The 12,964-nt window shown below is 67.3% G+C and carries 12 protein-coding genes; 7 read left to right on the forward strand and 5 right to left on the reverse strand.

The genetic code is table 11. The annotated features are described in order from the left end of the window. Nucleotides 1–5: 5 nt before the first annotated feature. From RJ03_RS03085 to RJ03_RS03095, 3 genes are all read right to left on the reverse strand, one after another. Nucleotides 6–491, reverse strand: a complete 486-nt coding sequence (locus RJ03_RS03085) for a DUF4395 domain-containing protein (protein WP_036497797.1) — start codon at nucleotides 489–491, stop codon at nucleotides 6–8. A gap of 359 nt (nucleotides 492–850) precedes the next feature. Beyond that, the gene (locus RJ03_RS03090; protein ID WP_036497799.1) at nucleotides 851–1,297 is read right to left on the reverse strand and encodes a thioredoxin family protein; all 447 of its coding nucleotides are present in this window, start codon (nucleotides 1,295–1,297) and stop codon (nucleotides 851–853) included. After that, nucleotides 1,294–2,100: an LmeA family phospholipid-binding protein gene (locus tag RJ03_RS03095; RefSeq protein WP_036497841.1), complete on the reverse strand. Its 807-nt coding sequence runs from the start codon at nucleotides 2,098–2,100 to the stop codon at nucleotides 1,294–1,296. The genes RJ03_RS03090 and RJ03_RS03095 overlap by 4 nt, the downstream gene beginning before the upstream one ends. 301 nt (nucleotides 2,101–2,401) lie before the next feature. On the opposite strand from RJ03_RS03095, the gene RJ03_RS03100 reads away from it, so the two are divergent. From RJ03_RS03100 to RJ03_RS03130, 7 genes are all read left to right on the forward strand, one after another. Next, complete coding sequence (locus tag RJ03_RS03100) at nucleotides 2,402–3,175, forward strand: winged helix-turn-helix transcriptional regulator (RefSeq protein ID WP_036497800.1); 774 nt, start codon at nucleotides 2,402–2,404, stop codon at nucleotides 3,173–3,175. A gap of 210 nt (nucleotides 3,176–3,385) precedes the next feature. Continuing rightward, entirely contained in the window at nucleotides 3,386–4,366 is a 981-nt protein-coding gene (gene mshD / locus RJ03_RS03105; RefSeq protein ID WP_036497803.1) for a mycothiol synthase, read from the forward strand. A 228-nt stretch (nucleotides 4,367–4,594) separates the two neighbouring features. Continuing rightward, nucleotides 4,595–5,707: a phosphate ABC transporter substrate-binding protein PstS gene (gene pstS / locus RJ03_RS03110; protein ID WP_036497804.1), complete on the forward strand. Its 1,113-nt coding sequence runs from the start codon at nucleotides 4,595–4,597 to the stop codon at nucleotides 5,705–5,707. Between the two features lie 104 nt (nucleotides 5,708–5,811). After that, nucleotides 5,812–6,783, forward strand: coding sequence for a phosphate ABC transporter permease subunit PstC (pstC, locus tag RJ03_RS03115; RefSeq protein WP_036497844.1), 972 nt, complete (start codon nucleotides 5,812–5,814; stop codon nucleotides 6,781–6,783). Continuing rightward, nucleotides 6,783–7,682, forward strand: coding sequence for a phosphate ABC transporter permease PstA (gene pstA / locus RJ03_RS03120; RefSeq protein WP_036497805.1), 900 nt, complete (start codon nucleotides 6,783–6,785; stop codon nucleotides 7,680–7,682). The genes pstC and pstA overlap by 1 nt, the downstream gene beginning before the upstream one ends. Before the next feature lie 19 nt (nucleotides 7,683–7,701). Then, nucleotides 7,702–8,478: a phosphate ABC transporter ATP-binding protein PstB gene (pstB, locus tag RJ03_RS03125; RefSeq protein WP_036497807.1), complete on the forward strand. Its 777-nt coding sequence runs from the start codon at nucleotides 7,702–7,704 to the stop codon at nucleotides 8,476–8,478. A gap of 208 nt (nucleotides 8,479–8,686) precedes the next feature. Further along, the gene (locus tag RJ03_RS03130) at nucleotides 8,687–10,327 is read left to right on the forward strand and encodes an MFS transporter (protein WP_051024197.1); all 1,641 of its coding nucleotides are present in this window, start codon (nucleotides 8,687–8,689) and stop codon (nucleotides 10,325–10,327) included. Between the two features lie 66 nt (nucleotides 10,328–10,393). Here the strand turns inward: RJ03_RS03130 and phoU are convergent, their stop codons facing one another. Both phoU and RJ03_RS03140 read right to left on the reverse strand, forming a co-directional pair. Then, on the reverse strand, nucleotides 10,394–11,065 hold the full coding sequence (phoU, locus tag RJ03_RS03135; RefSeq protein ID WP_036497808.1) for a phosphate signaling complex protein PhoU: 672 nt from the start codon (nucleotides 11,063–11,065) through the stop codon (nucleotides 10,394–10,396). A gap of 98 nt (nucleotides 11,066–11,163) precedes the next feature. Further along, the coding region (locus RJ03_RS03140) for an LCP family protein (protein ID WP_245552167.1) at nucleotides 11,164–12,964 on the reverse strand (1,801 nt) is incomplete at its 5' end.

The raw sequence follows: 12,964 nt of genomic DNA on the forward strand, positions 1-12,964 counted from the left end.
GCCGGTCAGTTCGTCGAGCTGCTCGAAGCGACCGGGGTTCGCGAGGTGAACCGCTGGGTGAGGGGATAGATCTTGCAGCCCAGGCAGATTCCGAACGCCGCGTTGAGGAACGCCGCGAACAGTGCGAAGGCGGTGAAGATCGCGCCCACCACGCCGGATCCGGCCGCGAAGCCGACGAAGCCGACGATCGCGAAGACGAAACCGACCAGCTGCGCGAACCGCAGCGGCGGTACCGGCTCGGTCTCGGTCGCCGGGCCGACACGCGGCGCGACGAAGGTGGCGAACAACCACCCGTAGGGGCTGCGCCGCGGACCGTACAGCGCGCCGAGCGCGAAGACGATCGCCTGCACAGCGATCAGCACCGCCGCGGCGGCCGTGGAGAAGGCGGAGACGATCAGGACCAGCACGAGGACACCGGTGGTGATCCACGCCGCGAACCGCGGTCCGCGGACGTCCACCTGACCGGTGGGTGAGTTGGTGTTCTGAGGCACGGGGGCTCCTGCGCTGAAGGAAGGCTTATCTGGCTTATCCGGTTGCGGGTTATCCGTCAGATAGGTCGGATCACCGGGGGATCGACGAGATCTCACACGCGGTGGAGAAACCGGTCGGCGGCAGGGATACGAAAGGCCGACCGGCTACATGCACAGGCAGCAACAACCGCCGAGGCGGCACAGATCGACTGTGCGGCGTCGGGTGAGCATCAGCTCTCGGCGGGTTTGCACGCCAAGCAGTTTACCCGGTTTCGGGAGGGAATTGGACCCGGGGTACGAAACTCGACCCGACGCCGGGCGCGTGGACGGCTCGCACGCCGCGCGCAAAGATGTTCGGAAAGCCCTCGTGAGCAGGAGGTTCAGGCCGCCTCGGGGACCGTCAGCGGCGCAAGGGCACTACGCAGATCGGTGGCCTTGGGCACACCGGAGATCCGGAACCGCTCACGCCCGTTGGCGTCGAAGACGAACGTGGTGGGCAGCGACAGGACGTTGAGTTCGCGCGCGAGTTCGGCCTCGGCGTCGATATCGATCTCGACGTCGCGGGGCGGCCGCACGGTATCGGCCAGATCGGCGACCACTCCGGCCACCACCCGCCGGACCGCGGCGCAGGGACCGCACCATTCGGCGGAGAAGTGCAGAACGGTCGGCACCGCCTCGGTGACACCGACCGCGCTGAGCAGTTCGGTGCGCGAACCCGCGATCTCGGTGGTGCCGGCCGGCCGCACGCGGCCCTCGCGGTAGCGCAGGGCGATACCCGCGGCCACCCCGGCCAGCAGGACGACGGCCAGAATCGTGAGTTCAATCATGGTCGGGCAAACCTGTCCATATCAATGCGAATATTCTCCCCTTCCCCCTCTACCACGATATTGCCGCCGATGGCCTGCACCTTCTTCGGGGGCACCCCGAACGGCAGATCCTTGGTGTCGATGGTGCGGGTGAAGCGGGCCAGGACCGCGGCCTTGTCCAGGTCGGGACCCAGTTCGGCGGCGGTGGTCGTCGGCGCGTTGCTCTCGACGCCGCCGTGATAGAGGTCGGTGGCGACCAGTTTGATCTGATCGCCGTCGAGGAACAGATCGGCCTTCACGCTGACCCGATCGGTACTGCGGGTCTCGGGTCCGAGCTGGATGGTGCCGGTGAGGACCAGCGCGCCCTGGGTGGTCATGCCGGAGCCACCGGAACCGCCGGTGCCGTCGGATTTGTCGGCCGGGCGGGTGACCACCTCGAGGTCGGGAATGTTGAACAGCCGTCCCAGTTCGACCGGTTCGATCCGCATCCGGCCGGCCACCTGGTCGACCATCACCGAGCGCATGTCGTTGTCCACCAGATCGTGCATCGACAGGTGGACGCCGTTCAGTGTGGCTTCGACCAGGATTTCGCCGGGAATGTCGGGGCGGTTCGCGCGCGCCCGGATCTCGAGATTGCGGTAGTCACCGCGCGCGGTCTGGGCCAGGAACGGGAATCCGTGGATGGTCACCTCGGGATCGGCGCTGAGTTCACCGCCGGCCCGCAGCGACCGCGAAACCCGGTACTCCGAGTAGGCCGCCGCAGTGAAATCGACCACTACGGCGATCGCGACCACCAGCAGCAGCCCGACGATCAGTTTTCTCATCCACATGCTCCGAGTTCAGGCCGTCCGGGCGCGCGGTACACAGCGGTCGCGCGCGGAGGGGTGCGAGGCGTGGGTGTCCCGAGGAGAGGCTACCCGGTACGAAGATATCTGCCCGGACCGTGCCGGCCGCGCGGGTGTGGGCCCGGCGGTGGCCATCACCGCTGGTCCCCGTGCGAGTGCGGAATACATGATCGGGGCCCCGCACGCGCTAATGTAGGCACGAATTACCTGTGCCGACGCGCATGGATTCGCGAATGACGTCGAGGTTGCCCGCGGACATGCCAGATTGGGAGGAGAGCCGGTGGAGCTGCTCCTGCTGACCTCCGATCCGAACCCGGAAGCCGTGCTGCCGTCCCTGGCGCTGCTGCCGCACAACGTGCGGCCCGCGCCCACCGAGGTGGCGTCGCTGCTCGAGGCGGGAACCGCGGATGTGGCTCTGGTCGATGCCCGCACCGATCTGGCCGCCGCGCGCGGACTGTGCAGACTGCTCGGCAGCACCGGTTCCTCGGTGCCGGTGGTGGCGGTGCTGACCGAGGGCGGTCTGGTGGCGGTCAACGCCGATTGGGGGCTGGACGACATTCTGCTGCCGGGAACCGGCCCCGCGGAACTGGACGCCCGGCTGCGTCTGCTGGTCGCCCGCAACGGCGGCGCGGCCAGTCCGGAGAACACCGGCAAGATCACGCTCGGCGAACTGGTCATCGACGAGGGCACCTATACCGCGCGGTTGCGCGGCCGCCCGCTCGACCTGACCTACAAGGAATTCGAGCTGCTGAAATATCTCGCGCAGCACGCCGGCCGGGTCTTCACCCGCGCGCAGTTGCTGCAGGAGGTGTGGGGTTACGACTTCTTCGGTGGCACCCGCACGGTCGACGTGCACGTGCGGCGGTTGCGAGCCAAACTCGGCAGCGAATACGAGTCGCTGATCGGCACCGTCCGCAACGTCGGTTACAAGGCGGTTCGCCCGGCGCGCTCGGCCAACAACAAGGGCGGTGAGCAGGCGGCCGGCATACCGGACGAGGGCGACGACGGCGCCGACGACAACCAGTTGACCCAGGTCAACGGCAGTCCGTCCTGAGGCCGGTGGGCCGGGACGCGAACGGGATGCCGGTGCGGTGGTCGCGGCCCGGACGATCGGCCGGCGAAAAGGATTGCGCCGAAAGGACACCCGCAGCCGGGACGGGTGTTCGCCGCGGGCGGGAATCAGGGCGGTAGCCGAGCCGGTTGTCGGAAGGGCCGGTTGTCGGAACAGCCGGTGTGCCGGCGGATGTGAACGGATGAGCGAGGGATGGGTGTGAGCGTGCAGGTGCCGGACTGGACCACCGAATTGGCTCCAGCGACCGCGGCCAAGATCGTGGACCTGGTGGAACGCGCGGGTGCCGCCGACGCGGTCGCGCCGATCTCCGAACAAGCGGTGCTCTCGGTGACCGCATCCGGGCAGGCCGATGTCGATACCGATACCGATGCGCCGGTCGGGCGGACGCGGCACCTCGCCGTCGAGCGCGACGGCGAACTCGTCGCGTACGCGAATCTCGTTCCCGCGCACGGTGATCACCCGGCGATGGCCGAGGCCGTGGTGGATCCGCGGGTGCGCGGACGCGGGATCGGCGCGACGCTCGTCGCCGCGGCCCTCGACGCGGGGGGCCCGGGTGCGCGGATCTGGGCGCACGGCAATCTGGCGCCGGCGCGGGCGGTCGCGGGGCGGCTCGGACTGACCGTCGCGCGCGAGCTGTGGCAGATGCGACGGGCCCTGACGCAGGCTCCGGACGGCGATCGGGCAACCGCTGAGCTACCGGAATTGAAGGTGCCCGCCGACATCGTGCTGCGGACCTATGCCGGGCCCGCCGACGACGCGGAGATTCTGCGGGTCAACAAGGCCGCCTTCGACTGGCATCCCGAACAGGGCGGCTGGACCGAGGCCGAGATCGCGGTCCGGAGGGCGGCGCCCTGGTTCGACCCGAAGGGGCTGTTCATCGCCGCCGATCCCGCGGATCCCACGCATATTCTGGGCTTTCACTGGACCAAGGTGCACGACCCGGACGAGAACTCGGACGCGGTCGGGGAGGTCTACGTGGTGGCCATCGACCCGGCCGCTCAGGGCCGCGGTCTGGGGCGCGTGCTCACCCTCGCGGGCCTGCACTATCTGCGCGATCGGGGTCTCGGCGCGGTGATCCTCTACACCGAGGCCGACAACACCGCGGCCGTGCACACCTACACTCGTCTCGGGTTCGAGACGGCCCACATCGACGCCGCCTACACCGCCCGGTGATTCGCTCGCAGTAACGCTGCGGCAAATCTCACAGGTTTGAACCGCAATCGCGCCGGGTTGTTCACTCTGCGTTCACTTGCCCAGGTCCCGCTGTCAACCGGACGAATCTACTTTGATCGTGGGCGGCATTCGCTGCTCGGTGCGCAAGTTCTCTGCGAACGGCCACCCACTGGACTCGTCCGGTCGTTGAGGGATCGGACGCGTACGAAGCGTTTCCCGGAGGAACAGGTGAATTTCAAGCGCAGCGGCGCTCTCCTCGGCGTGCTGGCGGCAGCCGGCACTCTGACACTGACTGCCTGTGGTAGCGACGACAACTCGGCCGCGACCGGTAACACCACCAAGGTCGACGTGGCCTGCGGTGGCAAGAAGGCTCTGAAGGCCAGCGGATCCTCCGCTCAGAAGAACGCGATGGACCGCTTCATCGCCGCCTACGAGCAGAACTGCGACGGCGCGAAGCTGGACTACACCTCCAGCGGCTCCGGCGCCGGCGTGAACGAGTTCGTCGGGGGCCAGACCGATTTCGGTGGTTCGGACTCGGCTCTGGACCCGAAGAAGGACGAGCCGAAGAAGGCCGCCGACCGCTGTGGCGCACCGGCCTGGAACCTGCCGACGGTCTTCGGTCCGATCGCCGTCACCTACAACCTCGACGGTGTCACCAACCTGACCCTCGACGGCCCGACCGCGGCGAAGATCTTCAACGGCACCATCACCAACTGGGACGACCCGGCGATCAAGGGCCTGAACCAGGGCGTGAACCTGCCGTCGGACCAGATCCACGTGATCTTCCGCAGCGACGAGTCGGGCACCACCGACAACTTCCAGCGTTACCTGGACGCCGCCTCCAACGGTGCGTGGGGCAAGGGTGCGGGCAAGGCGTTCGCCGGCGGTGTCGGCGAGGGCGCGAAGGGCAACGAGGGCACCTCGGCCGCCATCAAGAGCACCAAGGGCTCCATCACGTACAACGAGTGGTCCTTCGCACGGTCGCAGAACCTGTCCACCGCGCAGATCATCACCGATGCCGCCGTGAAGCCGGTGGCGCTCAACGCGGAGTCGGCCGGTAAGGCCATCGCCTCCGCGAAGATCGTCGGCGAGGGCAACGACCTGATCATCGACACCAAGTCGTTCTACAAGCCGACCGATCCGGGCGCCTACCCGATCATGCTGGCCACCTACGAGATCGTGTGCTCGAAGTACGCCGACGCCGACACCGGCAAGGCCGTCAAGGCGTTCCTGACCTCGGCGATCTCCAACGGTCAGAACGGCCTCGAGGACTCCGGCTACGTGCCGATCCCGGATGCGTTCAAGACCAAGCTGACCACCGCGATCAACGCCATCTCCTGATTGCGAAACCCATGACCGTCCACGACGAAGTCACCGCCGCGGGCCAGTCGGATTCGACCGGCCCGCGGACGGGCAACGAAGTCCCGCCGGGAGATACTTCCTCCATGCCGAGTGAGTCGAGCACCAAGCCGGCCGGTCGCAACGCCGGCGGTCACAGCCGCCGGGGGGAGACCGTTTTCCGTTCCCTGGCCACGGCCGCCGGGGCGACGATCGTCGCGGCGATCGCGCTCATCGCGCTGTTTCTGCTGATTCGCGCGGTGCCGTCGGTGGCGGCGAACAAGGCGAACTTCTTCACCAGCGCCGAGTTCAACGTCACCAACGCCGACAACATGCACTTCGGCATCCGCGACCTGTTCATGGTCACGGTGCTGAGTTCGCTGCTGGCACTGCTGATCGCCGTGCCGCTGGGCGTCGGTATCGCGTTGTTCCTGACGCAGTACGCGCCGAAGGTGTTGTCGCGTCCGTTCGCGATGCTGGTCGATCTGCTCGCGGCGGTGCCTTCGATCGTGTTCGGTCTGTGGGGTTTCCTGGTGCTGGCCGAGAAGCTGGCACCCTTCGAACAATTCCTGAACGACAAATTGGGCTGGTTCTTCCTGTTCAAGGAAGGCAACGTCTCCATCAGCGGCGGTGGCACGATCTTCACCGCCGGTGTCGTGCTCGCGGTGATGATCCTGCCGATCATCACCTCGGTCAGCCGCGAGGTCTTCCACCTGACTCCCCGGGCGCACATCGAGGCCGCGCAGGCCCTGGGCGCCACCAAGTGGGAGGTGGTGCGGATGACCGTGCTGCCGTACGGCCGCAGCGGTGTGATCGCCGGTTCCATGCTGGGCCTCGGCCGCGCGCTCGGTGAAACCATCGCGGTGCTGATCGTGCTGCGTACCGCCGCGACACCCGGCCACTGGTCGCTGTTCGACGGCGGTTACACCTTCGCCTCCAAGATCGCCTCGGCCGCTTCGGAATTCAGCCAGGCGCTGCCCACCGGCGCCTACATCGCGGCGGGCTTCGTCCTGTTCGCGCTGACCTTCATCGTCAATGCCCTGGCTCGGATCGCCGCCGGCGGGAAGGTGAACGGGTGATGACCACCACGTTGGACAAGCCGATCAAGGCGCCCACGTTCCGCCACGTGAGCCTGGGCCGCAAGGTCCGCAACAATGTCGCCACCTCGGTCATGTGGCTGTGCTTCGGCATCGCGCTGGTGCCGCTGGGCTGGGTGCTGATCCTGGTGCTGAACAAGGGTTTCCACGCGATCGTCAGCAGCGGCTGGTGGTCCAAGTCGCAGAAGGGCGTGCTGCCCGACCAGTTCGCGGGCGGTGTGTATCACGCGATCTACGGAACGATCGTGCAGTCGGCGGTCGCCGCGGTGATCGCGGTGCCGCTGGGCATCATGGCCGCGGTCTACCTGGTCGAATACGGTCGCGGCTGGCTGGCGAAGACGACCACCTTCATGGTCGACATCCTCGCCGGTGTGCCCTCGATCGTGGCGGCGCTGTTCGTCTTCGCGCTGTGGATCGCCACCTTCGGTTTCCCGCAGTCGGCCTTCGCGGTGTCGCTGGCACTGGTGCTGCTGATGTTGCCGGTGGTGGTGCGCAGTACCGAGGAAATGCTCAAACTCGTGCCCGACGAATTGCGCGAGGCCTCGTACGCGCTGGGCATCCCGAAATGGAAGACGATCCTGCGGATCGTCGTGCCGACCGCTCTGCCCGGCATGATCAGCGGTATGTTGCTCGCGGTCGCCCGCGTCATGGGCGAAACCGCGCCGGTGCTGGTCCTCGTCGGCTATTCGAAGTCGATCAACACCAACATCTTCAACGGAAATATGGCGTCGCTGCCACTGATGATCTACCAGGAACTGGCCAACCCGGAAGCGGCCGGCCGGATGCGAGTGTGGGGCGCGTCGCTGACGCTGATCCTGATCATCGCCCTGCTGTACATCGGCGCGGCCGTGGTCAACAAACTGCTCACGCGGAATCGATAGAAGCGAACGGAATACGACAATGGCCAAGCGGATCGACGTCAAAGATCTCAACATCTACTACGGCAAATTCCACGCCGTAAGCGATGTGTCGCTGACCGTATTGCCGCGCAGCGTCACCGCTTTCATCGGTCCGTCCGGTTGCGGTAAGTCGACGGTGCTGCGTTCGCTCAACCGCATGCACGAGGTGACGCCGAATGCTCGCGTCGAGGGCGCGGTGCTGCTCGACGGTGAGGACATCTACGGCTCCGCGGTCGACCCGGTCGGCGTGCGGCGCACCATCGGCATGGTGTTCCAGCGGCCGAACCCGTTCCCCACCATGTCGATTCGCGACAACGTGGTGGCCGGGCTGAAGCTGCAGGGGGTGCGCAACCGCAAGGAACTCGACGAGGTCGCCGAGCGCTCGCTGCGCGGCGCCAACCTCTGGAACGAGGTGAAGGATCGCCTCGACAAGCCGGGCGGTGGCCTGTCCGGCGGTCAGCAGCAGCGTCTGTGCATCGCCCGCGCGATCGCGGTCTCGCCCGACGTGCTGCTGATGGACGAGCCGTGTTCGGCGCTGGACCCCATCTCCACGCTCGCGATCGAGGATCTGATCTCCGAGCTGAAGAAGGAGTACACGATCGTCATCGTCACCCACAACATGCAGCAGGCCGCGCGTGTGAGTGACCAGACGGCGTTCTTCAACCTCGAGGCCCAGGGCAAGCCCGGCAAGCTCATCGAAATCGACGAGACCGAGCGGATCTTCTCCAACCCCACGCAGAAGGCGACCGAGGACTACATCTCCGGCCGCTTCGGCTGAGCGGGCCGAGCCTGTCGGTGTTTCGGAAGCCCCGTCCCTGGTGGGACGGGGTTTTCTCTTGTGGCACGCAGGGACATCGATATGGCGTCCATCACAGTGATCCCGAGTTGTGTGCTCGCTCATCTCCTACCGTAGTCGGTTGTCTGACACTCGCGGTAACAGTTATCTTCCTCCTGAACTAAACCGATCGTTATAGTCAGGAGGCGGGATGACGGTGTCAACGGCGAGACCAGTGGCCCAGCAGGGGATTCCGATCGCGACGCGGATGCGGATCTTCGCGTTGATCGCGATCTGTGTGGCCGAACTGCTGGTCGTACTGGACAACACGCTGGTCAATGTGGCTCTGCCCTCGATGGCGGTGCAGTTGCAGGCCCGGATGAGTGGCCTGCAGTGGATCGTGGACGCGTTCACCCTGGCGTTCGCCGGACTGCTGCTGCCGCTCGGCCATCTGGGCGACCGCTACGGCCGCCGCCGGCTGATGATCATCGGCCTGGCGGGCGTGGCGGTCATGTCGGCCGCCGGTGCGATGTCCTCGGGCCTCGGCCAGGTGATCGCCGCGCGCGCCGGCATGGGCGTCTTCGCCGCCGCGGTCTTCCCGGCGACGCTGGCGTTGATCATCAACCTGTTCCCGGAGGCGCGGGCCCGAGCCGCGGCCATCGCGTTGTGGACCGCCATGGCAGGTATCGCGGTGGCGATCGGACCGGTGACCGGCGGGTGGCTGCTCGAATACTTCAGCTGGCACGCCGTGTTCTGGATCAATGTGCCGATCGCGGCGATCACGATCGCGGCAGTGCTCGTCGTCGTTCCCGAATCGCGGGCCGACCACAGCGGCCGGCTCGATGTGCTCGGCATCGGTCTCTCGCTGGTGGCGGTCACGACGCTGGTGTGGACGATCATCGAGGCGCCGAAGCACGGCTGGTTGTCCGGGCGCAGCGTCGGCGGCTATGCGCTCTCGCTGATTCTGCTTGCGCTGTACGTGATCTGGGAGTTGCGGGTCGAATCACCGGTGCTGAACATGCGGCTGTTCCGGATCCGGCGCTTCTCGATCCCGGCCCTGGCGATCACCGTCTCCTATTTCTGCGCCTTCGGATTCCTGTTCCTGATCACTCAGTACTTCCAGGGGGTGAAGGAGTTCAGCGCCCTCGAATTCGGTATCCACTCCTTGCCTTTCGCGGCGGCGGTGGGCTTCGGCGCGCCCCTGGCGACCCTGGCGGCGCAGCGCATCGGCACCACCGCCACCGTGGTGTGCGGTCTGCTCCTGCTGGCCGCCGGCATGTTCTTCGCGGGCCGGGTGACCGTCGAAACACCCTATCTGGGAACGGTTCTGGTCTCGATGGTGCTGATGGGCATCGGCTTCGGCGTCGTGCAGGGACCGGCCACGGAATCCATCATGGGTGCGGTGCCGATCGAGGAGGCGGGCGCCGGGTCCGCGGTCAACGACACCACCCGCGAGGTGGGCGGCACCCTCGGCGTCGCCGTCCTCGGCTCGATCATGACCTCCGTCTACACCGATCGAGTCGGCGCCCGCATCGACGCGATCCCGGACGCGATCATGAATCCCACCCAGAAGAGTCTGGCCCGCGACACTCCGATCAGCGTGCTGGAGATCGTGAAGGCGCCGATCAGCCCGTTCTTCGCCGGCGCGAAAGCCGATCTGGTGCATGCCATGAAGGTGGCCGCCCTCGCCGGCTCGACGGCCGCATCCTGGGCGGCGGTCGGCGCACTGCTGGTCTGCGCGGTGCTCGTCGCGGCGCTGTTGCCCTGGAAACCTCAGCGCGGCGCGTCACTACTGCTGGGCCGAACCACGGAGGAAGTCCCGGCAAAAGCCGATTTCCCCGGCCGCACATAACGTCGCTGCCCGTCCGCATGCTGGACGGGCAGCGGTCTCCGCCCGGACCGGAGAGGCGGCCCGACCTCAGATCTTCTCGGTCGCGGCGTCCGGGTCGGGCGGCAGCACACCGGTCACGAGGAAGACGACCCGGCGGCCGATCTCGACCGCATGGTCGGCGAAGCGTTCGTAATAGCGGCCCAGCAGCGTGACATCGACGGCGGCGGCCACGCCGTACTTCCATTCCCGGTCCATCAGCAGCGAGAACAGGTGGCGATGCAGATCGTCCATCGCCTCGTCGTCCTCGTTGAGTCGCGCGGCCCGCTCCGGATCGCGCGTCTCCAGGACCTCCTTGGCGGCGGCGCCCATATTCACCGCGATGCGGCCCATCTCGGCGAAGTAGCCGTTCACCGATTCCGGGAGCGCGTGGTTCGGATGCCGGCGGCGGGCCACCTTGGCCACATGCAGCGCCAGCACACCCATCCGATTCACATCGGAGACGATCTGGATGGCGCTCACCACCTGCCGCAGGTCGCCGGCCACGGGCGCCTGCAGCGCCAGCAGCGCGAACGCCTTCTCCTCGGCCTGCGCGATCATCTCGGCGATCCGGTCGTACTCGGTGATCACCTGTTCGGCCAGCGAGATGTCGGCCTGCAGCAGCGACTGGGTCGCCCGCTCCATGGCCGAACCGGCCAGTCCGGCCATCTCACCCAGAAGATCGGCGAGTTCGGCCATTTGTTCGTTGTAGATGACACGCATGAAACCAAAGACTAGTTCCCGGCTCTGACCAAGTCACGAACGGTGGGTGAATCGTCGGTGCCGGGCAGACCGGCGCTGTCGTCGCAGGTGAGCGCGGCTCACTTGCAGAGGTCGTCGCCCGCGTTGACGTGCTCGAGATCGGAGGGGAGTGTGACCGGCGTCGCGGCGGCATCGGTGGCTCCGGCCGGGGCGGGAACCGGCGACCCGAACGCGGTCGGCGTGCCGACGGTGCCGGAGAAGTCCGCGCCGAGGGCCACCTCCACGATGCTGCCCAAATTCGATGCCACGGCCAGTTTCGCGCCCGGCAATGCCGAGGCCACCGTCGCGGCCTCGGCCTCGTGACCGGCCGCATAGCGGACCGTGGTGTTGTCGATCGTGCCGCCGGAGTAGTTGCCGACGTTGTAGATCTGGAAGCCGTCGGCCGCGAACCTGGTCGCCGCCGTGCTCGCCACGCCGGTCACTCCGGAACCGTTGGACACCTGCACCGACACCGTGTTCGGATCCACGGCGGTCAATTGCGGCGGGGCCGGGGCCGGAGCGGACTTGGACGGCTCCGGCGCCTTCTTCTCGCCCGGCAGCGGCTGGTCGTCGATGATCGCCTGGAAGATCGCCTTGATATCCGATTCGCGGGGAATCTCGTTGCCGTAGGAGGTGGTGCCCGCGGTCGGCACCGTCAGGAACGTGATCGCGCCCGCGCTCACCTTCTGCAGCGAGCGGCCCAGCATCAGCAGATCCTTGGTGTTGACGTTGTCCATGAAGGCATGGCTGCTGAACGCGCCGATGAAGCCGTTGAGCTTGCCGATGTCGAAGAGCACCTTCGAGGACAGGGCACTGCGCAGCAGCGAGGAGAGGAACAGCTGCTGGCGGTGGATGCGGTCGTAGTCGCTGCGCTCCTCGCCCTGGACGTGGCGGGCGCGGACGTAGTCCAGCGCGGTCGGGCCGTTGAGGATCTGGCGGCCCGGATTCGGCAGCACCGTACCGAGCTCCTCGTCGACCAGCGGCCGGTTGGTGCACACCTCGACACCGCCGATGGTGTCGACCATCGACTGGAAACCGCTGAAGTCGATGCCGACGAAGTGGCTGATCTTCAGGCCGGACAGCCTCTGGATCACCTTGGTCAGGCATTTCGGCCCGCCCAGGGCGTAGGTGGCGTTGAGCTTGTCGCCGATCGCGGACGGGAATTTCGCGTCGGTGTATTTGGCCTTGTCGTTGTCCCAGCCCTCGCATTCGGGGCGGCTGACGTCGAGGTCGCGGGGGAAGGAGACGGCCACGACGCGGGAGCGGTTCGCCGGAATGTGCACCAGCATCACGGTGTCGGACCGGGCGCCCTCGGCGTCGTCGGTGGTGCCGGCACCGAGCGAGCTGTCCACGCCGGCACGGGTGTCGGTGCCGACGATGAGGAAGTTCTCGTCACCGGTCTGGCCGCCGGGATCGATGATGTCGGCGGAATTCTCGTCCAGCGCCGACACCTGGGTGAACCCGTTGTCGGTGGCACGCAGGTAGTTCCAGCCCACACCGGTCATGACGAGAGCCAGAACCGCGCACATCGACGTGGTCACCCGGGCCGCGAGCCGGGTACGCCGGCGCCGGCGCTGCCGACTCGCCGCCAGCCGCGACAACGGCGGCTTGCCGACCGTCGCGGGGCCCGCCGAAGCCGTTGCCTCCGTGCCGGATTCGTCGTCGGGTACGGGCAACTGGTCGGTCACCTGGTCGGCGACGGGCGCCTTGGCGGTGGCAGGCCGATCGGCCGGACCCTCGGCAGCGGGGGCGCGGTAGACCGCGGTTCGCTGGGCATCGGCGGAAACCGGTGCGGCACTACGCGTTGCGGCGGATTCCGGTCGTTGCGATCCCGGTTTCGACGCTGCGCGTGGATCGGATGCGCCCCCGAGGCGACGTGGG

Source organism: Nocardia aobensis NBRC 100429, from assembly GCF_000308375.1.
Lineage (GTDB): Bacteria > Actinomycetota > Actinomycetes > Mycobacteriales > Mycobacteriaceae > Nocardia > Nocardia aobensis.

Excerpts from the sequence above, each read along its gene's own strand:
- RJ03_RS03090 (WP_036497799.1), bottom strand. The coding sequence starts at position 1,297 with ATGATTGAACTCACGATTCTGGCCGTCGTCCTGCTGGCCGGGGTGGCC.
- RJ03_RS03095 (WP_036497841.1), bottom strand. The coding sequence starts at position 2,100 with ATGAGAAAACTGATCGTCGGGCTGCTGCTGGTGGTCGCGATCGCCGTA.
- mshD (WP_036497803.1), top strand. The coding sequence starts at position 3,386 with ATGGGTGTGAGCGTGCAGGTGCCGGACTGGACCACCGAATTGGCTCCA.
- pstC (WP_036497844.1), top strand. The coding sequence starts at position 5,812 with ATGCCGAGTGAGTCGAGCACCAAGCCGGCCGGTCGCAACGCCGGCGGT.
- pstA (WP_036497805.1), top strand. The coding sequence starts at position 6,783 with ATGACCACCACGTTGGACAAGCCGATCAAGGCGCCCACGTTCCGCCAC.
- pstB (WP_036497807.1), top strand. The coding sequence starts at position 7,702 with ATGGCCAAGCGGATCGACGTCAAAGATCTCAACATCTACTACGGCAAA.
- RJ03_RS03130 (WP_051024197.1), top strand. The coding sequence starts at position 8,687 with ATGACGGTGTCAACGGCGAGACCAGTGGCCCAGCAGGGGATTCCGATC.
- phoU (WP_036497808.1), bottom strand. The coding sequence starts at position 11,065 with ATGCGTGTCATCTACAACGAACAAATGGCCGAACTCGCCGATCTTCTG.